The organism is Rothia santali, from assembly GCF_024199905.1.
Classification (GTDB): domain Bacteria; phylum Actinomycetota; class Actinomycetes; order Actinomycetales; family Micrococcaceae; genus Rothia; species Rothia santali.
This window is the reverse complement of the sequence record NZ_JANAFB010000008.1, coordinates 37,582-60,233: the sequence shown is the minus strand read 5'-3', so window position 1 is coordinate 60,233 and position 22,652 is coordinate 37,582. Positions and strand designations below refer to the sequence as shown.

Here is a 22,652-nt window from a genome sequence, read left to right as displayed (position 1 = left end):
ACGCCGCGCGTCCGGCCCGGCCGGGGCCGCTCGGTAGACTGCCCGGTATGACCCCCGTAGCCCTCGTCACCGGCGCCTCGGCGGGAATCGGCGCCGTCGTCGTCCGCCTCCTGCTTGAGCGCGGGTGGACCGTGTACGCCGTGGCGCGGAGCGCGGCCCGGCTCGAGGCGGCGACCTCGCGCGGCGCGCGGGGGATCGTGGTGGACCTGGGGGACGAGCGCTCGCTCGAGGTGGCCGTCCGCCGCGTCCTGGCGGAGGCCAGCCGGATCGACGTGCTGGTCAACAACGCCGGGTACGGGGAGCAGGGGGCCGTCGAGGACGTCCCGGCCGCCGCGGCGCGGCGCCAGCTGGAGGTCAACGTGCTGGGGGCCGCCCGGCTGGCCCAGCTGGTCCTCCCCGGCATGCGCGAGCGCGGGCGGGGCCGGATCGTCAACGTCACCTCCGTGGTGGCCGACCTGCACCTGCCGCTCGGCGGCTGGTACGGCGCCAGCAAGGCCGCGCTCGGGGCGCTCACCGACAGCCTGCGCCAGGAGGCGCGGCCCTACGGGGTCAGGGTCGTCGACGTCAGGCCGGGGCCGGTGAGCACCGGCTGGCAGGAGCGCGAGGCGGAGGCCGTGCGGTGGGTCAGCGCGGGCGGCGGGTACTCCGGCGTCGCGGACCGGGTGGCCGCCCGGGCCCTGGAGCGGGGGAGCGCGTCCTCGACGCCGGAGCGGGTCGCCCGGGCCGTCCTCGCCGCCGCGACCTCGCCGCGGCCCCGGGACCGCTACTTCGTGGGCCGGGGCGTGCGGCTGGCCCACTCGGCGCTGCGCCTGCTGCCGGCGGCCGCGGGCGACGCCCTGGTGCGCGCGTACCTGGCGGGACCTCCCGCGCGGCCGGGGCCGGGCGACGCCGCGGGGCGCCGGGCCGGGGATAAGGTCGCCGAGCGCCGGGCCGGGGCTGAGGCCGCCGGGCGGGCAACATTCCCGCTGCGTCGCGCGGCCCCGATACGGTGAGCCCATGGCCTCCTCCCCGACCCACGCCCCCGTGCCGCGCGCCCTCCTCGAGACCAGCGGGCTGGTCGCCGGGTACGCCGGCGAGCCCATCTGCGGGCCGGTGGACCTCGGCGTCGGGCCCGGCGAGTGCGTGGCGCTGGTGGGTCCCAACGGCGCGGGGAAGTCCACGCTGCTGCGCGGCCTCACGGGGCGGGAGCACCCGGTCGAGGGGGAGGTGCGCTTCCGCGGGCTGCCGCAGGACGAGGGGTCGCTCGCGTGGCGCAGCCGGGCCTGCGTGCTCCTGGACGACGAGTATTTCCTCCCGCACCTGACGGTGGGCGAGCACCTGGAGGCCGTGGCGTTGGCGCACCGGCTGGACGACCCGCACGCCCGGGCGCGCGCCGCGCTGGACCGCTGGGGCGTGGGGGCCCACCACGCCGGGGACCCGCAACGGCTCTCCTCGGGCCAGCGGCGCCGCTTCCTCCTGGCCGCGGCCCTGCTGCGCCCGGCGGAGCTGATGCTCCTGGACGAGCCCGAGCAGCGGCTCGACGCCGCGACCCGCCGCGCGCTCGCGCACGAGCTGGCCGCGCGGGTCGCCGACGGGCTGGCCCTGGTGGTGGCGACCCACGACGCCGCCTTCCTCGCGGCCCTCGCCGACCGGTGCATGATTCTCGACGACCTCGCCCGCCCCGCCCGGGCACCCCGGCGGAGGGGCTCGAGCTCCTGCGCGGGGAGGCCGATGACCCGCGGTCCGAGCCCGCGAGGGCGCCCCGCCGAGGCGCCGGACGCGCCGGTCGTCCGTCCCGGCCGCGGAGGTCCGGGACTTCATGGCGCGGAAGGCGCGGGAGAAGGGCGGGTCCGCCGGACGCTGCGCCCGGGGACGCCTACGCGGCGCTGCTGGTGCTCGCGGCGGCCGCGGCGATCGCGGGGCGCTTCGTGCACCAGGCGGCCGCGGCGGGCGGGCCGGGACGCTGCCGGTGCTGACCGAGGAGCGGCTCGCGGCCCTCGCGCCGGCCGACGGGCGCTGGACGACGGCCGCCCTCGCGCTGCTGGTCCCGGCGCTCTGGTACTGGGCGCTGCGGGCCGTCGGCCCCCTCTCGGTCTCGCGGGAGCTGCTGACGTGGCTGTTCCAGGCGCCGGTGGATCGCGGGCCGTACCTGCGGCGGCGGGTCGCGGTGCTGCGGGGTCTGTCGGCGGCGTGGGGGCTGCTCGGCGGGGCGCTCGCGGTCGTGCCGCTGGTCGTGGGGGCAGGCGAGGGGGCGCGGACGGTGAACCAGGCGGGAGGCTGGGACTCGACCTGGGGCTGGACCTCGCCCTGGGTCTGGGCCGTAGGGTGCGTGGCACTGGCCGTGGCGCTCAGCTTCCTCGCGCTCGCCGCCGCCCTGAGGGGCCAGGCCGCGCGCTCGGGACGGGCCGCCGGGCCGGTCGCCCGTCGGCGTCCGCTCACCGGCCGGCGCCCGCTCACCGGCCGGCATCCGGTGCTGGGCGGCGCGCGCATCGAGGATCTGCGCCGCCCCGAGCTGGACGCCGCGGCCGGCGCCGGCCAGCTGCTCGAGTACTCGCTCTTCGCGCTCGACGCCGGGGCGCTCGTGCGGGTCCTGGTCGCCGGGCGGGTGCCGTCGGGCGGCCGGGGCCCGCGCGGCCGCCGCTCGTCGGAGGGCGGCGCGGACGACGTCGTCCGCCCTCCCGCGCATCGCGGCCGGCCGCCCGGCGCTGCTGATGGTCCTGACCGAGTGGAGGCAGTGGCGGCGCTGCCGCGGCGTCGTGCCCGGGCTCGTCCTGGCGTGGGCGGTCGCCGCGCTGCTCGCGGTCTCGCCGCTGCGGCTGGCGCCGGCCCTGCTCGTGGTGGCCCTGGTCGGGGTGTGCCTGGTGGTCGGCAGGGTCGCGAGCGCCGGCGTCGCCCACTCCCAGGGCAGCCCCCAGCGGCACGCGATGTGGCCCCTCGGGCGGCGGGCGGAGCGCCTCGCGCAGCTAGCGGTGCCGGCCGGGCTGGCCGGAGGGTGGATGCTGCTGCTCGGCGGAGGGCTGGGCCTGGCGAGCGGGCACCCGCTGGCCGCCGCGGCGGCCGTGGTTTCGGGCGTCGGGCTGGGCGCGGCGGGCGTGGCTCCGCCGACGCCGATCCGCCCGAGTGGGGTGCGGACGTGTACCTCCCGACGCCGGGCGGGCTGGTGCCGGTCAAGAGCATCCTCGCGCTGGCGCGCGGGCTCGTGCTGGGAGCGCTCGGCGCGCTGCCGGCGATCCTGGCCGCGCTGGGGATCATCGGTCCCTGGGCGGCGCTGGCCTGGGCCGGGTTCGTCGCGGGGGCCTCCCTCGGGGCGTGCCTGCGGCGAGGCTGAGCCGTCGGCCCGTCGGCCCGTCGGCCCGCCGGCCGATCGCCCGTTGCCCGTCGAGGGGTAGTGACACGCATGGGATGACTCATTATGATGAGTTGTACTAGATGACCAAAGGAGGTCGCTCGTGGGTGCGCTGGACACAACCCCGCCGGTCGATCCCGGCGCGAGCCGCGGCCACCGCGTTCCCAAGTACGAGCGGGTCCGCGAGGCCCTGCGCCAGGAGTTCTCCACCGCACCGGCCGGCACCCTGGTCCCCTCCGAGGCCGAGCTGTGCGAGATCCACCGCGTCAGCCGCATCACCGTCCGCCGCGCCGTCGAGGACCTCATCGGCGAGCAGGTCCTGGCCCGGCACCACGGCCGCGGGACCTTCGTGGCCGGCGGCGAGCCGCTGCCGGGACTCGCCGAGAGCATCGACCTGACCGGGTTCCACCGCCAGAAGACCGCCGAGGGGCACCGGGTGAGCAGCCGGGTGCTCGTGCTCGGCGTCGTCGCCGCGCCCTTCGACATCGCCGCGGCCCTGGGCCTGCCCGACCGCGCCCGCGTCGTCCGGCTGGACCGGCTCCGCTCGGTCGACGGCTCGGTGGACCACCTGACCCGCGAGTGGTTCGACGCCGCCCGCTACGCCGACCTGCTCGAGCAGGACTTCTCCGAGCAGTCGCTCTACGCCTACCTCTCGACCCGCCACGGCCTCGTGCCGGCCCGCAACGAGGTCGCGGTCTCCGTCAAGCGCGCCATCGGCGACGACGCCCGCCTCCTCGGCCTGGCCGACGGGTCCCCCCGCCTCGCGACCCAGACCACGACCTACGACGACCGCGGCCGCCCCCAGATCCACGGCCGGAACATCTACGCCGAGGAGGCGGCCCTGACCCGCTTCTCGGTGATCGCCCAGTACCACCGACGATGAGCCGCGGGGACCCGCCCGCCGACGGCCCGCCGTCCCGCGGACGGCCCCGACGCGCAGACCCGCCGTCCCGCCGACGACCCCGATCCGCTGTCCCACCGATCCGCACCCCGATCCCGAGGTCCCACCGACCCCGCCCCGCCACCGAAGGAGTCACCAGAGTGCTCGAACACCACCTCACCGAGGACCGCGTCCTCTTCGCCGCACCGCGGGACTGGCGGGCCGCCGTCCGCGAGGCCGCGCGGCCGCTCGTCGCGGACGGCTCGGTCGAACCGCGGTACGTGGAGAAGATCCTCGAGACCATCGCCGCCCCGGGCGGGACCTACATGGACCTGGGCTTCGGCATCACGCTGGCCCACGCCCGCCCGGAGGAGGGCGTCGAGCGGACCGCGCTGTCCCTGCTGATCCCGGAGCGGCCCCTGGACCTCGCGGACGACCCCGAGCACCCCGTCAGGGCGGTGTTCGTCCTCGCCGCGACCGGGACCGACGACCACCAGCAGACCATGGCCGAGCTGGCCCGCCTGCTGATGGACCCCGAGGCCCGCTCGGCGCTGCTCGCGGCGCGCGCCCACGACGACGTCGCCCGCCTCCTCCGGCCCGCCGGCTGACGGCCGCCGACTCGCCGCTCAACCCCCGCCGACACCCCCGACGCGTCCCACCGGCAACCGCCGGGCGCGTCCCACCGACCCCCAACAGACCACCGACCCCCAACAGATCAGGAGAACCCTCATGAAATTCATGGCGATGTGCAGTTCCGGCCTCGGCAGCTCCTTCATGGTCCACATGAACATCGAGACCGCGTTGAAGACGGTCGGCGCCGACGGCGTCGAGGTCGACCACGCGGACCTCGGCTCGGCCGGCCCCGAGTCCGCCGACGTCTTCTTCGTCGGCCGGGACCTCGAGAACTCGGTCTCCCAGTTCGACGACGTCGTCGTGCTGAACTCCATCATCGACCAGGACGAGCTCGTGGGTAAGGTGCGCGAGGCGTGCCAGCGCCACGGGATCGCCACCACCGACTAGCGGCGTGCGCTAGGGCAAAGGACACGTGACAATGAACAGCTTCCTCGAGATCCTGGTCCAGGTCTTCTCGCAGCCCGCCATCCTGGTGGCGCTGATCGCGCTGGTCGGCCTGCTCCTGCAGAAGAAGGGCGGGGCCGACGTCATGAAGGGCACCGTCAAGACCTTCGTGGGCTTCCTCGTGCTCTCCGCGGGCGCCGCCGTCGTGGTGGGCGCCCTGGATCCGTTCGGCACCATGTTCTCCGAGGTCTTCGGGGTCCAGGGCGTGGTGCCCAACAACGAGGCCATCGTGGGGCCCGTGCTCCAGGAGTACGGGACCGTGGCCGCGCTGATCTTCTTCTTCGGCATGATCATCAACGTGGTCTTCGCCCGGCTCACGCGGTTCAAGTACATCTACCTCTCGGGCCACGTGGCGCTGTACCAGTCGGCGATGATCGCGGTGATCCTCATGGTCGCCGGGTTCGAGCCGTGGCAGGCCGTGCTGTGGGGCTCGATCGCGGAGGCCGTGATCACCACGGTCTCCCCGGCCGTGGTCCAGCCGTTCATGCGGCGGGTGACCGGCAACGACACCGTGGCGCTGGGGCACACCGGCGGCTTCGGCATCGCGCTGTCCGGGCTCGTGGCCAGCGTGACCGGGGGCGATCCCGAGAAGTCGACCGAGAAGCTCAAGGTGCCGAAGTCGCTGGGCTTCGTGCGGGACTCCACGGTCGTCGTCGCGCTCTCGATGGGCCTGATCTTCGTGATCGTGGCGCTCGTCGCGGGGCCGGCCTACGTCCAGGCGGAGATCTCCGACGGGCAGAACTACCTGCTGTGGGCCGTGATGTCCGCGGGGCAGTTCGCCGCCGGCGTCTTCATCATCCTGGCCGGGGTGCGCGTGATCCTCGCCGAGATCGTGCCCGCCTTCAAGGGCATCTCGGAGAAGCTGGTGCCCAACGCCAAGCCGGCGCTGGATGTGCCGATCACCTTCACCTTCGCGCCCAACGCCGTGATGGTCGGGTTCTTCTCCTCGCTCGTGGCGGGCATCCTCGGGATGGCCGTGATGGGCGCGGCGGGGACCGCGGTGATCATCCCGGGCATCGTCGCGCACTTCATGACCGGCGGCGCCTCGGGCGTCATCGGCAACGCGGTGGGCGGTCGGCGCGGCGCGGTCCTCGGCTCCTTCGCCAACGGCCTGCTGATCACGATCGTCCCGCTGCTGCTCCTGCCCGTGCTGGGCGAGATCGGGACGGCCAACTCGACCTTCGGTGACTCCGACTACGGCGTCGTCGGGCTGTACCTCGGCTGGCTGGGCCTCGGCGGCGGGCAGGGGCTGATCGTGGCCGGCATCGTGGCGGCGACGCTCGCGCTGTTCGGGGCGAGCCTGCTCGCCGGGCGGCGGGCCAAGCGCCTCGAGCGCCGGGCCGAGGCCGAGCGGGAGGAGTCGGAGGCCACGGCCTAGGCTCCTCCGCGCCGTTCGCGGCCGACCGACGGACCCCGTCGCCCCTCGCGGGCGGCGGGGTCCCGTGCGTTCAGGCGGCGGGGCCCGGTGCGTTCACGCGGCGGGGTCCGGTGCGTTCGGCGCGGTGGAGCTCGATGCACCAAGGGCCGGGGCCCCGCCGCGAACCGGCCCGTGTGCTCTCAAACAAAAGAAAACATAGTGCCATGATGGGTCGGGGCGGCCGCACCGCAGATCGGACACCACATGGTGTTGACTGGCTCACATCCGGGAGTAGACTGACTCGCGAAATGATCAATCGCAAACATTGACGCACAAAAACGCGCCGATGTCCGTCTGTCAGGAGGCAAGCGATGACGCTTGCGGACGCCAGCAGCATCAGGCTCTCCCTCACCTGGGTCGACTACCTGCTGCTCATCATCTACTTCGCGACCGTGCTGGGGATCGGCATCATGGCCAAGCGCCGGGTGAAGACCAGCATGGACTTCTTCCTCTCCGGCCGGTCGATGCCCGCCTGGATCACCGGCCTGGCCTTCGTCTCCGCCAACCTGGGCGCCACCGAGATCCTCGGCATGGCCGCCAACGGGGCCCAGATCGGGATGTCGACGCTGCACTACTACATCGTCGGCGCGGTGCCGGCCATGGTCTTCCTCGGCCTGGTCATGATGCCGTTCTACTACGGCTCCAAGGTCCGCTCGGTCCCGCAGTTCATGCTCAAGCGCTTCGGCAAGCCCGCGCACGTGGTCAACTCGATCGCCTTCGCGGTCTCCAACGTGCTGATCGCGGGCATCAACCTCTACGCGATGTCGATCGTGATCGAGGCGATGCTCGGCTGGCCGGAGTGGATCGCGATCATCGTCTCCGCCGGCTTCGTCCTGCTCTACATCACCATCGGCGGGCTCTCCTCGGCGATCTACAACGAGGTCATGCAGTTCTTCGTGATCGTCGCGGGGCTGGTGCCGCTGACCGTCGTCGGGCTCCACCGGGTCGGCGGCTGGGGCGGGCTGAAGGAGGCGCTGCTGAACACCGAGGGCGTCAGCCGGCTGCAGCTGTCGACGTGGCAGGGGACCGGGATCGGGGACGTCACCAACCCCATCGGGGCCAACTGGCTGGCGATCGTGCTCGGGCTGGGGTTCGTGCTCTCCTTCGGCTACTGGACCACCAACTTCACCGAGGTCCAGCGGGCCTTCTCGGCCAAGAACATGTCCGCCGCGCGGCGCACCCCGCTGATCGGCGCGTTCCCCAAGCTGTTCATCCCGTTCATCGTGGTGGTGCCCGGCCTGATCGCCGCGGCGACCGTGGGCAACCAGTTCGCGGACGGGACGCTGACCTACAACGACGCGATCCCCAAGCTGATCCAGATGTACCTGCCCTCCGGGGTGCTCGGCGTCGCGGTCACCGGCCTGATGGCCTCGTTCATGGCGGGCATGGCGGCCAATGTCTCCAGCTTCAACACGGTGTTCACCTACGACATCTGGCAGGAGTACATCAAGCCGAACATGCCGGACGCGCACTACCTGCGGACCGGGCGCTGGGTGACGGCGATCGGCGTCGTCGTGGGCATCGGGGCCGCGTTCCTCGCCTCGCAGTTCGGCAACATCATGACCTACATGCAGACGCTGTTCTCCTTCTTCAACGCGCCGCTCTTCGGCGTCTTCATCCTTGGCCTGCTGTGGAAGCGGATGACGCCGGCCGCCGGGCTGTGGGGGTACATCGCCGGGATCATCGCGCCGACCGTCGTGTGGATCGCCTACCTGCGGGACGAGTCGCTGTTCGGCTCCGCCACCGCCGAGACGATGTACGGGGCGATCTACTCCTTCCTCGCCGTCATGGTCGTCTCGGTGGCCGTCACGCTGTTCACCAAGCCCAAGCCGCTCGCGGAGCTGAAGGGGCTGGTCTACGGGGTCGGGACCATCGACGTGAAGGGCGACGTCGTCGCGGGCGACGCCGCCTGGTACCGCTCGCCCGCCCTGCTGGGCACCGTGGCGCTCGCGCTCTGCGTGGTGCTGTACCTGCCCTTCCTCTGACCCCGCCGAACCACCACCACCAGGAGAGACGCCATGAGCGAGAACTCACCGGAGACCCCGGGCCGCATCAGCCTCAGCCAGGAGCAGAAGGACGAGCTGGTCCGCCACACCCGCCGCACGGACCTGCGCCGCATCATCGGGGGCCTGTTCCTCGTCTACGGGGTGGTCGTGACGCTGATGGGCGTCCTCGACCCGGCCGCGGACACCGCCCCCACCGGCGGGATCCACATCAACCTGTGGGCGGGGGCCAGCATGATCGTCGCCGCGGGGCTGTTCTTCCTGTGGGACCGGCTCGCGCCGGTGCCAGCGGAGGACATCGTGGCCAGCGCCGAGGCGGAGGAGATCAAGAAGGCGGAGGGAGAGGGTAAGCTCGACTGATGGAGACCCACGCCACATCCGACCGCACCGAGCCCGGCGTTCCCGACCCCCAGGGGACGCGGCACGAGATCAGCGCCGGCGGCTACACCGCCGTGATCGCGGAGGTGGGGGCGAGCCTGGTCTCGCTCACCGGCCCGCACGGGCACCTGGTGCGCACGACGCCGCCCGGCCACCTGCGCACCGGCTGCAACGGGGCGATCCTGGCCCCGTGGCCCAACCGGATCCGGGACGGCCGCTACTCCTTCGGCGGCCAGACCCACCAGCTGCCGCTCACCGAGCCGGGCCGGGGCAACGCCTCGCACGGGCTCGCGCTCTGGCAGCGGTGGAGCGTGGCGGACGGGGCGGGGGATGGGCCGGAGACCGGGACGGAGGGCGACGACGCCGGGCCGGGTGCCGAGGCCGAGCCTGGGGCTGATGCCGATGCCGAGTCCGCGGTCGCCGAGTTCTCCCTGGACCTCGTGCCCCAGCCGGGGTACCCCTTCTCCCTGCGGCTCACGGCCCGCTACGCCGTCTCGGCCGCGGGCCTGCGCTGGGAGGTCACGGCGGAGAACACCGGCGGCGACGACGCCCCCTACGCCGTGGCCGGCCACCCCTACCTCGTGGCGGACGGATCCGACGGCGACGCCCCCGGCAGCATCCCCGGCTGGAGGCTCTCGGTGCCCGCCGCGGCCTACCTCGAGGCCGACCCCGACCGCCTGCTGCCGGTCGCGGAGCACCGGGTCGACGGCGGGGTCTTCGACTTCCGCGGCGGCCGCGTCCTCGGCGATACGGCCTACGACATCGCCCTCGGGGAGATCGAGCGCGACGCCGACGGCGGCTTCTCCTGCGCGCTGACCCACGGTGAGGAGGCGCGCGGCGTCGTGCTGCGCTGCGGCCCCGGGATCCGATGGGTCCAGGTGTACACGGACGACAAGCCACATCCCGAGGACGGCCGCCGCGCCGTCGCCGTCGAGCCCATGACGGCGCCCGCGGACGCCTTTCGCTCGGGGCGGGACCTCACGGTGCTGGAACCGGGGGAGCGGCACGCGGCCTGGTGGACGATCGCCGAGACCGGGTGGTGACGCGGCCGGGCCGTGAGGCGGGCCGGGCGACGAGGCGGGCCGGGCGACGAGACAGCCGGGACGACGAGCCGATGCGGACCGACGCCGGCGCCCCGGGCGGACCGCGGTGCTCGCCGTCGGCGAAGCCTCCGCCGGAATAATCCGCCCGGACAGGGACTTGTGCCGGACATGAGCACGATGAAGGCGATGACGTACGAACGGTTCGGCGACTCCTCGGAGCTGTCCCTGACCGAGCAGCCCCTCCCCAAGGTGGGCCCCGGCGAGGTGCTGGTCAAGGTGCACGCGGCCGGGATCAATCCGGTGGACTGGAAGGCGATGTCCGGCGGGCTGGACCCCATGATCGAGACCCAGTTCCCCGCGATCCCGGGCTGGGACGTGGCCGGGACGGTCGCGGCGAAGGGCATCGACTCGCCGGGCTTCGAGGAGGGCGACGAGGTGATCGCCTACGCCCGCAAGGACTGGATCCACGGCGGCACCTTCGCCGAGTACGTGAGCGTCCCGCTGCGCGCGCTGGCCCGCAAGCCCCACAACCTGACCTGGGAGCAGGCCGCCGGGCTGCCGCTCGCGGGCCTGACCGCCTACCAGGTCCTGACCCGCTCGGACCTCGAGGAGGGCTCGACGGTCCTCATCCACGGCGCCTCCGGGGGCGTGGGCAGCATGGGCGTGCAGATCGCGGTCGCGGCCGGCGCCCGGGTGATCGGCACCGCGTCGGCCAAGAACCACGACTACCTCCGCCAGCTCGGGGCCGAGCCGGTCGAGTACGGCGAGGGCCTGGTCGACCGCGTCCGGGAGCTCGCGCCCGACGGCGTGGACATCGTGGCGGACTTCGTGGGCGGCGTCCTGGACGTCACCCTGGAGGTGCTCGCCGAGGGCGGCACGCACGCCTCGATCGCGGACCCCGAGGTCGAGAAGCAGGGCGGCGCCTGGATGTGGGTCGTGCCCGACGCCGAGGACCTGGCCGAGCTCGGCGAGCTGGTCGAGCGGGGCAGGCTGACCGTGCGGGTCGACTCCGTCTTCCCCCTGGACCGGCTGCCCCAGGCCTTCGAGAAGAGCCAGGAGGGCCGCACGGTCGGCAAGATCGTGCTCCAGGTCTCCGGCGACTGATCCCGCGGGCCCGGCGAGCGGCCTCGCGCGGGCCGGTCCCCGGCGTACGCGGCCGGACGCCGACCGGCCCTGCGGCTCAGCCCCCGCGCGGGCTGAACAGCAGGTGCAGCTGCCCGTCCAGCTCGACCCGCCGGACCCCGATCCGGTAGACCCCCTCCAGCCGCTCGGGCACGAGCACCTCGGCGGGGGTCCCCCGGGCGACGACGCGGCCGGCGTCGAGCAGCACGACGTCGTCGCAGTAGCGCGCCGCGAGGTTCAGGTCGTGCAGCACCACGACGACGGTGGCCCCGAGCCCCCGGACCAGGCCGAGGACCTCGTGCTGGAACCGGACGTCCAGGTGGTTGGTCGGCTCGTCGAGGAGCAGGTGCTCGGTGCGCTGGGCGAGCGCGCGGGCGATCAGGACCCGCTGCCGCTCGCCCCCGGACAGCCCCGCGAAGGGCCGCGCGGCCAGGCCCAGGGCCCCGACGCGGCGCAGGGACTCCTCCGCGATCCGCCGGTCCTCGCGGCCCTCCCGTTGCAGCGCGCCCAGGTGCGGGCTGCGCCCCAGCAGCACCATCTCGGCCACGCTCAGCCCGCTCGGGCCCTCGCCCTCCTGGACCACCACGGCCACGGAGCGGGCCAGCTCGCGCGGGGCCAGCGCGGCGAGGTCGGCGCCGTCCACGGTCACCGTCCCGCTCGCCGGGGCCAGCCCGCCGTGCAGCAGCCGCAGCAGCGTGGTCTTGCCGCTGCCGTTGGGCCCGATCAGGCCCAGGACCCTCCCCGGCGAGGTCTCCAGCGTCGCCTCCCGCAGGGCGGGCCGCCCGCCGTAGGAGTAGCCGACGCCGTCCGCCCGGATCACGGGCCGAACCTCGCCGCGATCCGTTCGAGCCCGTCCACCGCGAGCGGCGTCGCCGGCTCGGTGTAGTTCAGGAGCTGGACCATGACGTCACCGCGGCGCACCGCCGTCAGCGAGCCGGCGCCGGGGATCAGGTCGAGGCTGGCCCGGACGGCCGCCGGGTCGCCGTCGGAGTGCAGGAGGATCAGGACGTCGGGGTCGCGCCCGGCCAGCTCCTCCGGGGTCACCTCGACCACGCGGTCCCCGACGTCGGCGAAGGCGTTCTCCAGGCCGGCCGCCTCGAGCTGGGGCTCGGCCATGCTCTGGCTGCCGTAAGCGTAGACGGGGCCGCCGCCGACGGTCGGGTAGAGCACCGCGGCGGTGCGGGGCGCGGCGTCGCCGGACCGATCCGACGCGGCGTCGCTGCGGTCCTCGGCCTCTCCGGATGCGTCCCCGTCGCCCGCCCCGGCGTCACCGGACCGGTGGGCCCCGGTCTCGCGGCGGACGGCCTCCACCCGCTCCCGCAGGCCGTCCACGACCTCGCGGGCGCGGTCCTCCCGGTCGAAGACGCGCCCGTAGGCCTCGACCTGGGCGTAGACGTCCTCGAAGCCCGGGTGCTCGGGGCGGCCCGAGGTGCACAGGGCGGGCTCCTCCAGCAGTGGGACGCCGAGCCCGGCCAGGGAGGACCGGGGGAGGCTCTCGACCTCGCCCAGGACCAGGTCCGGCTCCTGGGCGAGCACGGCGTCCTTCGAGATCTGCAGGTGGCCGCCGGTGTCGGTGCTCCCGGTTAGCTGCGGGATCGCGGCGAGCTCGGCGCGCGTGGCGTCGTCGTAGTACTCCTCGGGGTACGCGCCGGCGCGCGCCACCGCCCGGTCCAGGACCCCGAGCGCGTGCAGCGCGGGCACCGGCGCGCTCTTGAGCAGGACCAGGCGGCCGGGCTCGGCGGGGAACTCGACGTCGTTCCCGCAGTTCTCCACCGTCACGGGGTAGTGGCCGCCCGCGGCGGCCGGCGCCCCGGGGTCCTCGGGGCCCAGGCCGCAGGAGGTCAGGGGCAGCAGCGAGGCCAGGGCGAGGGCAGTGACGCCGCGCGCGGCGGGCGCTCCCGCGGGCGCGCGGACGGCGGGCGGCGGGGCGGGATCGCGGCCGGCCGGCGCCGGGGGTGGGGTGACGAGTCGTCATCGGATGCGGCTCTTTCGGATCATGCCGCACCGCTCCGGGCGCGGCGGACGAGGACGAGCAGGAAGGGCGCGCCGAGCAGCGCGGTCAGGATGCCGATGGGCAGCTCCTGGGGCTGCAGGACCGTGCGGGCGACCAGGTCGGCCAGGACCAGCAGCAGCGCGCCCATCAGCGCGGCGACCGGGACCGTCCGGACGTGCCGGGCCCCCACGCAGCGGCGCGCCAGGTGGGGCACCACCAGCCCGACGAACCCGATGGACCCCGACGCCGCGACCAGCACCCCCACGCACAGCGAGACGAGCAGCAGCAGCCCCGCCCGCAGCCGGTCCGGGGAGATCCCCAGGGAGTCGGCCGTCTCGTCGCCGATGGCCAGCGCGTCCAGCCGCCGCCCCAGCGTCGTCAGCGCCGCCACGACCACCAGGACCACGACCACGACGGCGGCCAGCGGCGTCCCCCACCCGGCTAGCGAGAGCGAGCCCAGCAGCCAGAACATCACCGAGCGCGAGCCCTCGGCGTTCCCGCTGGCGAAGACGAGGAAGCTGGTCAGCGCGTTGAGCGCGTACCCCACCGCCACCCCGGAGAGCAGCAGCTTCAGCGAGGTCAGCCGCCCGCCGGACCGCGCGACGCCGTACACCAGCACCGAGGCGGCCAGCGCGCCCAGGAACGCCGTGGCCTGCAGCGCGTGCTCGCCGAGCCCCAGCCCGACGCCGAACAGGATCGCGGCCGCGGCCCCGCACGAGGCGCCGGAGTTGACCCCCAGCACGTACGGCTCGGCCAGCACGTTGCGGACCATGGCCTGCAGCGCGACACCGCACACCGCCAGCCCGGCGCCGACGCAGGCGCCCAGCAGCACCCGGGGCAGCCGGACCTCCCACACGATCGCGTCCACGGCCGGGCTCCAGCCCAGCCGCGCCGGCCAGCCGACCGCGTGGCGGGTGATGACCTGCAGGACCTCGCCGGGGGCGATCGGGACCGAGCCGACCCCGATGCCGAGGACCGCCGCGGCCGCCAGCGCGAGGACCAGCCCGGCGCACCACCACAGCGTCCGGCGGCGCCCGGCGGCCAGGCCGAGCGCGTCCGTCGTCTCCGTCACGGGGTCTCCTTGGTCGGTGCTGGTGCTTGTGCGGGTGCCGGTTCCGGGGTGGGCGCGCGGCCGGCGTCGGCGCCCCCTCACTGTACGTCCGCCCGCGCGCGGGGTGAGCCGCGGACACGAGGCTCCGGGGACCGCGAAACCGAAACGTAACCCCCGGGAGACGGCCGCGCAACGGCCGCGGACCACGATGAACCTCAACCGACACCCGCACCCCGAGGAGCCGCACGTGGCCCAGACCCCGCTGAGGACCGAGACGGTCCCCGACACCACCACCGCCTCCAGCCGCATCGACTCGGCGACCAAGGAGTCCCTGGAGGACTACACCCTGCGCTTCGCCCCGCGCTCGTACCGCCGGTGGGGGCCGGCCGTCGTCGCGACCAGCGCGCTCGGCGGGATCGCCTACCTCGCCGACTTCGCGATCGGCGCCAACATCGGCATCTCCTACGGCACGACCAACGCCGTGCTCGGCATCCTGGTCGCCGCGCTGATCATCTTCGTCACCGGCTTCCCGCTGGCGTACTACGCGGCGCGGTACAACATCGACCTCGACCTCATCACCCGCGGCTCCGGGTTCGGCTACTACGGCTCGGTGGTCACCAACGTCGTCTTCGCCTCCTTCACGTTCATCTTCTTCGCCACCGAGGGCGCGATCATGGCCCAGGGCCTCCAGGTGGGGCTGGGCATCCCGCTGTGGATCGGGTACGCGGTCTCCACGTTCATGGTGATCCCGCTGGTCGTCTACGGCATGCGGATCCTGTCCAAGCTGCAGGTGTGGACGACGCCGCTCTGGCTGGTCCTCATGGTCATCCCGCTGGTGTACCTGGTGGCGCGGGACCCCGACGCCGTGGGCGACTTCCTCGCCTTCCGGGGGGAGGCCGGCGGCTCCGGCGTCGACTCGGCGTTCGTCATGCTCGCCGCGGGCGTGTGTCTCTCGCTCATGGCCCAGATCGCGGAGCAGATCGACTACCTGCGCTTCATGCCGCCCCGCACCGCCGGCAACCGCCGCGCGTGGTGGACGGCCGTGGTGATGGCCGGGCCCGGCTGGGTCGTCTTCGGCGCGATCAAGCAGGTCATCGGCCTGTTCATCGCCGTGTACCTGATCTCCCGGGCCGTCCCGGGGGCCTCGCCGCAGGCCAACGAGCCCGTGCACCAGTTCCTCGGCGTCTACGAGCAGATGATGCCGGGGTGGCTGGCGATGGCGCTCGCGGTGGTCCTGGTGGTCATCTCCCAGATCAAGATCAACGTGACCAACGCGTACTCGGGCTCGCTGGCCTGGACCAACTCCTTCACCCGGGTGACCCGCACCTACCCCGGCCGGCTCGTCTTCGTCCTGGTGAACCTGGGCTTCGCGCTCGCGCTCATGGAGGCGAACATGTTCGACTTCCTGAACTCGATCCTGAGCTTCTACGCCAACTGCGCGATCGCCTGGGTGGTCACGGTGGCCTCCGACATCGTGATCAACAAGTATCTGCTCCGCATCTCCCCGAAGGTCCCGGAGTTCCGGCGGGGGATGCTGCACGCGGTCAACCCGGTCGGGTTCTGCTCGATGCTGGCCTCGGCCCTCGTGTCGATCGCGATCTACTTCGGGGCGTTCGGAGCGGCCGTGCAGCCCTACTCGCCGCTCTTCGCGGTGGGGATCGCGGCGGTCATGCCGCCGGTCCTGGCCATCGCGACCCGCGGCCGCTTCTACCTGCGCCGCACCGACGACGGGATCGACCTGCCGATGTTCGACGCCGAGGGCAACCCCAGCGACGCCCGGCTGCGCTGCTGCGTGACCGGCCTGGAGTTCGAGCGGCCGGACATGATCGCCTCGGCCGTCCCCGGGCCGGACGGGCGGACGCAGTACATCTCCTCGCTCGCGCTGGCGCAGGACAAGAGCGGGGTGCACGTCCTGCCGCCGCAGCGGCGGTAGGCGCCCGGCCGCAGCGGCGAGGGCGCGGTGGGAGACGGCCCAGCCGGGGCGGCGGAAGGCGCCACCCCGGGCCCGTCTTCCCCCGCCGCTACTCCGCGGGGCCGCCGGTCCCGGCCGACCCCTCGGCCCGGGCCGCGCGACGCCGCTCGCGCGCCACCTCGAAGCCGATGGGCACGATCGAGAGCACCACCAGGCCGACGGCGATGAGGTCCACGTGCTCGCGGATGAAGGCCACGTTGCCCAGCCACACGCCGGCCAGCGTCAGCAGCAGGCACCAGAGCAGGGCGCCGGTGATGTTCCACTTGGCGAAGTCGCGGTAGCGGTACCCCGCCATCCCGGCGGCGAGCGGCACGAAGGTCCGCACGATCGGGACGAAGCGGGCGAGGACGAGCGCCTTCCCGCCGTAGCGCTCGAAGAACTGCTCGGCCTTGGCGAGATTGGCGGTGCTCAGGATCCGCGCGTCGGGGGAGAAGAGCCGCCGCCCGAAGACCTTGCCGAGCGTGTACCCGACCTGGTCCCCGAGGACCGCCGCGACGCTGACCACGACCAGGAGCAGGGCGAGGTTCAGCCCGAGCTGGTGGTGCAGCAGCCCGGTCGTGAACAGCAGGGAGTCCCCGGGCAGGAACGGGAAGAGGACCCCGGACTCGATGAAGATCATCGCCGCGACCACGCCCAGGACCCAGGGCCCGGCGCCGTCGAGGATCGCCTCGATGTCGATGCCGAACAGGGCGGGGTGCGGCGCGAGCACGGCGCCCGCCGCCTGGAGGTCGGCGGTCAGGGCGGAGATCGAGGCCAGAGGGGTCATGGTCAGCCGTTCGGGAGGGGGATCGGGGGAATCGGCACCATGCTACCCCTCGTCACGTCCCGGAGGCTGGGCGCTGCGGGTCGGCCGGCGTCCGCCGCAGCGTGGACCACGTGACGACGGCGCCGACGAGGCAGGACACGGTGGAGCCCAGTACCGCCAGCGCGAACCCGGTCGTGAAGGCCGACGACGCCGCCGCCTCGAGCGCCCGCCCCAGCTCGCCCCCGATCGCCTGGGCGACGTCGACCGCCCCGCCCAGGGTCTGCCGCGCGACCTCCGCCGGCTCCCCGGTGATCCCCTCCGGCACCGCGATCGAGCCCTGGTACCCGACGGTGAGGACCGTTCCGAGCGTGGCCGCGCCCATGACGTGGCCGAACTCGTAGTTGGTCTCCGAGATCGCGGAGGCCGCGCCCGCCTTGCCCGCGGGCGCGGAGCTCAGGATCAGGTCGTTGGCCAGCGTCTGGACGGCGCCGTTGCCGAAGCCGAACACCACGAAGCCGACCAGCAGCAGCACGAGCCCCGCCCCGAGGAACTCGGTGACCGCGCAGAGCAGGAAGCCCAGGGCGTTGACGGCCAGGCCCGCGCTGATCACCAGGCCCGGACGGATGCGCCGGACCAGGGGGACGGCCGCGAAGCCGCCCAGGACGGTCATGACCATCCCCGGGATCATGAGGACGCCGGCCCGCATCGGGGAGTAGCCCTCGACCAGCTGCAGGTACTGCGAGAAGGCGAGCAGGAATCCCACGAAGGCGATGGTCACGGTGAAGTTGCAGACCAGCGACCCGGCGAAGACGGGATGGGCGAAGAGCCGGACGTCGAGCATCGGCTCCCGCGCCCGGAGCTGGCGGCGCACGAAGAGCGCGCCGCAGCCGAGCCCGACGACGAGCGCCACCAGGGGCGCGACGTGCGGTCCCGCGGTGGACAGCTCCTTGATCGCGTAGACCACCCCGACCATGGTGACCATGACGAGCCCGACCGACGCCGGGTCCACCGGCCCGGGCGAGGGGTCCTTGGAGTTGGGCACCAGCAGCGGCAGCAGCACCACGGCCGGCACCAGCAGCGGGACGGCGATGAGGAAGACCGCGCCCCAGGAGAAGTGCTCCAGCAGGAAGCCGCCCAGGATGGGGCCCAGGATGGCCCCGGCCGAGAACCCCGAGGCCCACACCGCGATGGCCGTGCGCCGCTGGGCGGGGTCCAGGAAGATGTTGCGCAGCAGCGACAGCGTCGCGGGCATGAGCATGGCCCCGAAGAACCCGAGCCCCGCGCGGGCGGCGATCAGCCACGACGCCGCCGGGGCCAGCGCCGCCAGCCCGGAGACCACCGCGAACCCGCTGCACCCGATGAGCAGGATCCGCTGCCGCCCGATGCGGTCCCCGATCGCCCCCATGGGCACCAGCAGGCCGGCCAGGACGAGGGGGTAGACGTCCACCATCCACAGCAGCTGCACCCCGGTGGGCTCGAGGCTCCGGGAGATCGAGGGCAGCGCGAAGGTCAGGACCGTGTTGTCGATCGAGATCAGCAGGACGGGAATCATGAGGATGACGAGGGCGAACCACTGTCGCTTCCCGGCGCGCAGGGGGATGGCATCGGTCCAGGGCATGACCTCATCGTAGCCAGTCGTCGTCCACAGGTGAGCCGTGCGGGCTTCCGGCCCCGCCGATCCCTGACAGACTGGGTCCCATGGACACCGCGACGACCACCACCGACCTCCACGCCAGGGCCCGCGCCCACCTCCAGGCGCTCACGGGCAACCCCGGGGCCGACTTCCACCCGGGCCAGTTCGAGGCCATCCGCGCCCTGGTCCAGGACCGGGCCCGCGCGCTCGTGGTCCAGCGGACCGGGTGGGGCAAGTCGGCCGTCTACTTCATCTCCTCGCTGCTGACGCGGGAGCAGGGCGGCGGCCCCGCGCTCATCATCTCCCCGCTCCTCGCCCTCATGCGGGACCAGGTGGCCGCCGCCGAGCGGGCGGGGGTGCGGGCCGCCGCGGTGAACTCCGCTAACGCGACCGAGTGGGAGGACATCCGCGCCCGCATCGGCGCGGGGGAGCTGGACGTCCTGCTGATCAGCCCGGAGCGGCTGAACAACCCGCGCTTCCGCGAGCAGTGGGCGCCGGAGCTGCTGCGCACCTGCTCCCTGCTCGTCATCGACGAGGCCCACTGCATCTCCGACTGGGGGCACGACTTCCGCCCCGACTACCGCCGCATCCGGGACCTCATCGGCGAGCTGCCGGCCGGCGTCCCGGTCCTGGCCACCACCGCCACCGCCAACGAGCGCGTGGTCACCGACGTCCGGGAGCAGCTCGGCGTCGGCGGCACCGGGGGACGGGACGTGTTCACCCTGCGCGGCCCGCTCTCCCGGGCCTCGCTGCGCCTGGGCTGCCTGCGGCTGCCGGACAACGCGGCCCGGATCGCGTGGCTGATCGAGCACCTGGGCGAGCTGCCCGGCAGCGGGATCGTCTACGCCCTGACCATCTCCGCGGCGGAGGACACCGCGCGCATCCTCACCGAGGCGGGCTACCACGTGCGTCCGTACACGGGCCGCACGGACGCCGGCGAGCGGGAGGACGCCGAGCGGGAGCTCAAGGAGAACCGGGTCAAGGCGCTGGTGGCCACGAGCGCGCTCGGCATGGGCTTCGACAAGCCGGATCTCGGCTTCGTGGTCCACCTCGGCGCGCCCTCCTCGCCCGTGGCCTACTACCAGCAGGTCGGGCGCGCGGGCCGTGCGACCGAGAGCGCCGACGTCCTGCTCCTCCCCGGCCGGGAGGACCCGGAGATCTGGAAGTACTTCGCCACGGCCTCGATGCCCACCGAGGAGAACGCCGGGCAGGTCCTCGGCGCGCTCGCCGCCGCGGGCGGCCCGATGTCGGTCGCCGCGCTCGAGGCCGCGGTCAACGTCAAGCGCACCTCGCTCGAGCTGCTGCTCAAGGTCCTCGCGGTCGAGGACGCCGTGGACCGGGTCTCCGGGGGCTGGGTCTCCACGGGCAGGCCCTGGGTCTACGACGCCGAGCGGTACGGGCGGATCGCCGAGGCCCGCCGCCGCGAGCAGGACGCCATGCTGGACTACGAGGCGGGCGGCACCTGCCGCATGCAGTTCCTGGCCCGGGAGCTCGACGACGCCACGGCCGAGCCCTGCGGCCGCTGCGACGTCTGCGCGGGCCCCTGGTACCCGCGCGAGGTGGACGAGGAGGCCTCCCGCCGCGCCCAGCACGGCCTGGTCCGGGTGGGCGTCCCGGTGGACCCCCGCGCCCAGTGGCCCACCGGCCTGCCCACGCTCGGCATCGAGAAGAAGGGCAAGATCCCCGAGGCGGAGCGCGCCGAGCGGGGCCGCGCCCTGGCCCGCCTGACCGACCTCGGCTGGGGCAACCGCCTCCGCGAGGTCATGGTCAACGACGACGCCGGGCGCCCCCTGGACGGCGAGGTCCCACCGGACCTCGGCCGGGCCTGCGTGGGGGTGCTCGCGGGGTGGGACTGGTCGCGGCGGCCGGCCGGCGTCGTCGCGATCCCCTCGGCCTCGCGGCCGCGGCTGGTGGACTCGCTGGCGCGGGGCATCGCGGGCGCCGGGCGGCTGCCCTACCTCGGCGAGCTGGAGGCGGTCGCCGACTTCCCGGCCCGGGCCGGTGGCCGCGGCGGCAACAGCGCGTACAGCCTCGCCTCGGTGTGGGGGCGCTTCCGCGTGGGGGAGGAGCTCGCGGGCCGGCTGGCCGAGGTCGAGGGGCCGGTGCTGCTGGTGGACGACCTGATCGACTCCCGCTGGACCATGACCGTCTGCGCGCGGGAGCTGCGGCTGGCCGGCGCGGAGGCGGTCCTGCCCTTCGCGCTCGCGTTGCAGGCGTAGGCCCGCCCGATTGGCCGCCCCGGACCGCCGCCCGGGCGGGCGTTGCCTGGGGCCGCCGCCCACCCGGGTGTCACCTCGGGTCGTCACCCGGGTAGGCCTCGCTTCGGGTCGTCACCCGAATGGGTATCGCCTCGGGTCGTCACCCGGATGGTGGCGCCTCGGTCCGCCCGCCCTCCTGTCTGCGGCGGGGCCGGTCGTGGGCCCTCAGCCGCCCCGGGCCTTGGTGCGCGCGGTGGCGCGGGCGTTCCACGGGTCCTCGGGCCAGGGGTGCTTGATGTACCGACCGCGGTTCTCGGCCCGCACGCCGGGATAGGCGTTGGCCCAGAAGGAGGCCAGGTCGGAGGTGACCGCGAGGGGGCGGCGCGCCGGGGAGAGCAGGTGCAGCTGCACGGGGATCCGGCCTTCGCACACGGCCGGTCCCCGGGCCCACCCGAAGCATTCCTGTAATTTCACGGCGAGCACGGGCGGGGCGACGTCGTCCCCGTGGTCCTCCGGGGCGGGCCAGGTCAGGCGCACGGACGAGCCGCTGGGCACCCGGGCCCGCTCGGGGGCCAGCTCGTCCAGGCGCGCGGCCTCGGGCCACGGGAGGAGGCGCCGCAGCGCGCCCACGGCGTCGAGCCGCCGCCGCGACGCACCGCCGGCGACCCGCTCGAGCTCCGGCCCGAGCCAGTCCTCGGCGGTGGACTCCAGGGCCGCGAGGCGGACGTCGGGCCACGGGTCGCCGTAGACGGCGCGCAGCAGGCCCAGCCGCCCCCGCAGCGCCTCGAACTCGGGGCCCGGGGCGAGGAAGGCCTCCAGGCCCTCGTGCTGGAGCGCCTCCGCGACGGCGTGACGCCCGGCCGCGACGGAGGGGCGGCGCGGCGTCGAGGACAGCTCGATCGCGCCGAGCCGCCGGACGTCCCGGGAGGTGACCCTGCCGTCGAAGCGCGCCGTCTCCTCCTCGACGAGGAGCTCGGCGCCGGCGAGCTCGGCGGTGTCCTGGTCGATGACGGCGGCGCACCGGATCAGGGGGCGCCCGCCGCTGAGGCCCATCTCGGCGACCGCGAGCCACGCGTGCCCCTTCAGGGAGGCGTCGCGGGGCAGGACGGCACCGGAGCCCGAGGCCATGAGGTAGTCGTCCTCGCTGCCGGGGCGCAGCCGCGCGATGCGCTCCGGGTAGGCCAGGGCGGTGATCAGGCCGACGCTGGCCTCGGAGGCGGCCGTGGAACCGGAGGTGCTCCTGGGCCCGGAGGCGGACCAGGCCCCGGCAGCGGCCCCAGTGCCGCCCCCGGTTCCGGTGCCGCCACCGGCCTCCTCGCCCCCGGCCAGCTCCCGCTCGAAGCGGCGCGTGTCCTGGCGCCACCGCTCGTCCCGGCTCCGGCGCAGCTCGCGGAGCAGGGCCGCGGCGTCGGACCCCGGGGCCCGCCGCTCGGAGGCGAGGGCGGCCACGGTCTCCGCGGCGGCGCGGGGCCGAGGAGGTCCGCGCCGTCGAACAGGGCGCGGGCCAGCCGCGGGTCGGCGGGCACCGCGGCGAGGCGCCGGCCGAGCGGGTGGTGCGGTCGGCGTCGTCGACGGCGCCCAGCGCGCGGAGGGTCGCGTGCGCGCCGGCCAGGGCGCGCTCGGGCGGGGCGTCCGGCAGCCGGAGGCCGACGCCGCCGGGCGAGCCCCAGCAGGCCAGGTCCAGCGCGGCGGTGGTCAGGTCGCTGGTGGAGATCTCCGGGGGAGTCGTGGCCGGCCGCGCCGCGTAGTCGTTCCGCGCGAGGCAGCGGATCGCGGTCCCCGGCGCCTCGCGGGCGGCGCGGCCGGCCCGCTGGG

Annotated in this window: 18 protein-coding genes and 1 pseudogene; 13 read left to right on the top strand and 6 right to left on the bottom strand. The window is 74.5% G+C overall.

Annotation, left to right across the window (positions count from 1 at the left end):
* Nucleotides 1-47 precede the first annotated feature (47 nt).
* The 11 genes and pseudogenes from NBM05_RS04905 (at nt 48) to NBM05_RS04860 (ending at nt 11,227) form a co-directional block, all read left to right on the top strand.
* Entirely contained in the window at nt 48-992 is a 945-nt protein-coding gene (locus tag NBM05_RS04905; protein ID WP_254165535.1) for an SDR family NAD(P)-dependent oxidoreductase, read from the top strand.
* Between the two features lie 4 nt (nt 993-996).
* A pseudogene (locus NBM05_RS15835) lies at nt 997-1,602 on the top strand (ABC transporter ATP-binding protein); the annotation flags it as partial.
* Between the two features lie 346 nt (nt 1,603-1,948).
* Nucleotides 1,949-3,307 (top strand): hypothetical protein, encoded by a 1,359-nt coding sequence (locus NBM05_RS04900; RefSeq protein ID WP_254165533.1) that lies wholly within the window; start codon nt 1,949-1,951, stop codon nt 3,305-3,307.
* 121 nt (nt 3,308-3,428) lie between these two features.
* Nucleotides 3,429-4,208: a GntR family transcriptional regulator gene (locus tag NBM05_RS04895; RefSeq protein ID WP_254165531.1), complete on the top strand. Its 780-nt coding sequence runs from the start codon at nt 3,429-3,431 to the stop codon at nt 4,206-4,208.
* Between the two features lie 158 nt (nt 4,209-4,366).
* Nucleotides 4,367-4,813, top strand: coding sequence for a PTS sugar transporter subunit IIA (locus NBM05_RS04890; protein WP_254165529.1), 447 nt, complete (start codon nt 4,367-4,369; stop codon nt 4,811-4,813).
* 121 nt (nt 4,814-4,934) lie between these two features.
* Nucleotides 4,935-5,225, top strand: coding sequence for a PTS sugar transporter subunit IIB (locus NBM05_RS04885; protein ID WP_254165528.1), 291 nt, complete (start codon nt 4,935-4,937; stop codon nt 5,223-5,225).
* 31 nt (nt 5,226-5,256) lie between these two features.
* Nucleotides 5,257-6,660, top strand: coding sequence for a PTS ascorbate transporter subunit IIC (gene ulaA / locus NBM05_RS04880; RefSeq protein ID WP_254165527.1), 1,404 nt, complete (start codon nt 5,257-5,259; stop codon nt 6,658-6,660).
* Between the two features lie 350 nt (nt 6,661-7,010).
* The gene (locus tag NBM05_RS04875; protein WP_254165526.1) at nt 7,011-8,684 is read left to right on the top strand and encodes a sodium:solute symporter family protein; all 1,674 of its coding nucleotides are present in this window, start codon (nt 7,011-7,013) and stop codon (nt 8,682-8,684) included.
* A 33-nt stretch (nt 8,685-8,717) separates the two neighbouring features.
* Nucleotides 8,718-9,062 (top strand): hypothetical protein, encoded by a 345-nt coding sequence (locus NBM05_RS04870; protein ID WP_254165525.1) that lies wholly within the window; start codon nt 8,718-8,720, stop codon nt 9,060-9,062.
* The gene (locus NBM05_RS04865) at nt 9,062-10,123 is read left to right on the top strand and encodes an aldose 1-epimerase family protein (protein WP_254165524.1); all 1,062 of its coding nucleotides are present in this window, start codon (nt 9,062-9,064) and stop codon (nt 10,121-10,123) included. Before NBM05_RS04870 ends, NBM05_RS04865 begins: the two co-directional genes overlap by 1 nt.
* A gap of 177 nt (nt 10,124-10,300) precedes the next feature.
* Complete coding sequence (locus NBM05_RS04860; RefSeq protein WP_254165615.1) at nt 10,301-11,227, top strand: NADP-dependent oxidoreductase; 927 nt, start codon at nt 10,301-10,303, stop codon at nt 11,225-11,227.
* Between the two features lie 76 nt (nt 11,228-11,303).
* Here NBM05_RS04860 and NBM05_RS04855 read toward each other — a convergent pair whose 3' ends face one another.
* The 3 genes from NBM05_RS04855 to NBM05_RS04845 all read right to left on the bottom strand — a co-directional run bounded on the left by NBM05_RS04855 (nt 11,304) and on the right by NBM05_RS04845 (nt 14,310).
* Nucleotides 11,304-12,065: an ABC transporter ATP-binding protein gene (locus NBM05_RS04855; protein ID WP_254165523.1), complete on the bottom strand. Its 762-nt coding sequence runs from the start codon at nt 12,063-12,065 to the stop codon at nt 11,304-11,306.
* Nucleotides 12,062-13,024, bottom strand: a complete 963-nt coding sequence (locus tag NBM05_RS04850; RefSeq protein ID WP_254165522.1) for an ABC transporter substrate-binding protein — start codon at nt 13,022-13,024, stop codon at nt 12,062-12,064. The genes NBM05_RS04855 and NBM05_RS04850 overlap by 4 nt, the downstream gene beginning before the upstream one ends.
* A gap of 215 nt (nt 13,025-13,239) precedes the next feature.
* The gene (locus NBM05_RS04845; RefSeq protein WP_254165520.1) at nt 13,240-14,310 is read right to left on the bottom strand and encodes a FecCD family ABC transporter permease; all 1,071 of its coding nucleotides are present in this window, start codon (nt 14,308-14,310) and stop codon (nt 13,240-13,242) included.
* Nucleotides 14,311-14,497: 187 nt separating this feature from the next.
* On the opposite strand from NBM05_RS04845, the gene NBM05_RS04840 reads away from it, so the two are divergent.
* Entirely contained in the window at nt 14,498-16,222 is a 1,725-nt protein-coding gene (locus NBM05_RS04840) for a purine-cytosine permease family protein (protein ID WP_254165518.1), read from the top strand.
* Between the two features lie 88 nt (nt 16,223-16,310).
* On the opposite strand, the gene NBM05_RS04835 is transcribed toward NBM05_RS04840, so the two are convergent.
* Together NBM05_RS04835 and NBM05_RS04830 are read right to left on the bottom strand one after the other, a co-directional pair.
* On the bottom strand, nt 16,311-17,027 hold the full coding sequence (locus tag NBM05_RS04835; RefSeq protein WP_254165516.1) for a VTT domain-containing protein: 717 nt from the start codon (nt 17,025-17,027) through the stop codon (nt 16,311-16,313).
* Between the two features lie 52 nt (nt 17,028-17,079).
* Entirely contained in the window at nt 17,080-18,624 is a 1,545-nt protein-coding gene (locus tag NBM05_RS04830; RefSeq protein ID WP_254165514.1) for an MFS transporter, read from the bottom strand.
* Between the two features lie 80 nt (nt 18,625-18,704).
* On the opposite strand from NBM05_RS04830, the gene NBM05_RS04825 reads away from it, so the two are divergent.
* The gene (locus tag NBM05_RS04825; RefSeq protein ID WP_254165511.1) at nt 18,705-20,858 is read left to right on the top strand and encodes a RecQ family ATP-dependent DNA helicase; all 2,154 of its coding nucleotides are present in this window, start codon (nt 18,705-18,707) and stop codon (nt 20,856-20,858) included.
* A 204-nt stretch (nt 20,859-21,062) separates the two neighbouring features.
* On the opposite strand, the gene NBM05_RS04820 is transcribed toward NBM05_RS04825, so the two are convergent.
* Entirely contained in the window at nt 21,063-22,286 is a 1,224-nt protein-coding gene (locus NBM05_RS04820) for an ATP-dependent helicase C-terminal domain-containing protein (protein ID WP_254165509.1), read from the bottom strand.
* Between the last annotated feature and the right edge of the window lie 366 nt (nt 22,287-22,652).

Bases quoted from the DNA above. Each gene is read 5' to 3' on its own strand.
- NBM05_RS04835 (WP_254165516.1), bottom strand. From the start codon at position 17,027: ATGACCCCTCTGGCCTCGATCTCCGCCCTGACCGCCGACCTCCAGGCG.
- NBM05_RS04865 (WP_254165524.1), top strand. From the start codon at position 9,062: ATGGAGACCCACGCCACATCCGACCGCACCGAGCCCGGCGTTCCCGAC.
- NBM05_RS04885 (WP_254165528.1), top strand. From the start codon at position 4,935: ATGAAATTCATGGCGATGTGCAGTTCCGGCCTCGGCAGCTCCTTCATG.
- NBM05_RS04905 (WP_254165535.1), top strand. From the start codon at position 48: ATGACCCCCGTAGCCCTCGTCACCGGCGCCTCGGCGGGAATCGGCGCC.
- NBM05_RS04840 (WP_254165518.1), top strand. From the start codon at position 14,498: ATGAACCTCAACCGACACCCGCACCCCGAGGAGCCGCACGTGGCCCAG.
- NBM05_RS04830 (WP_254165514.1), bottom strand. From the start codon at position 18,624: ATGCCCTGGACCGATGCCATCCCCCTGCGCGCCGGGAAGCGACAGTGG.
- NBM05_RS04860 (WP_254165615.1), top strand. From the start codon at position 10,301: ATGAAGGCGATGACGTACGAACGGTTCGGCGACTCCTCGGAGCTGTCC.
- NBM05_RS04870 (WP_254165525.1), top strand. From the start codon at position 8,718: ATGAGCGAGAACTCACCGGAGACCCCGGGCCGCATCAGCCTCAGCCAG.
- ulaA (WP_254165527.1), top strand. From the start codon at position 5,257: ATGAACAGCTTCCTCGAGATCCTGGTCCAGGTCTTCTCGCAGCCCGCC.
- NBM05_RS04875 (WP_254165526.1), top strand. From the start codon at position 7,011: ATGACGCTTGCGGACGCCAGCAGCATCAGGCTCTCCCTCACCTGGGTC.
- NBM05_RS04825 (WP_254165511.1), top strand. From the start codon at position 18,705: ATGGACACCGCGACGACCACCACCGACCTCCACGCCAGGGCCCGCGCC.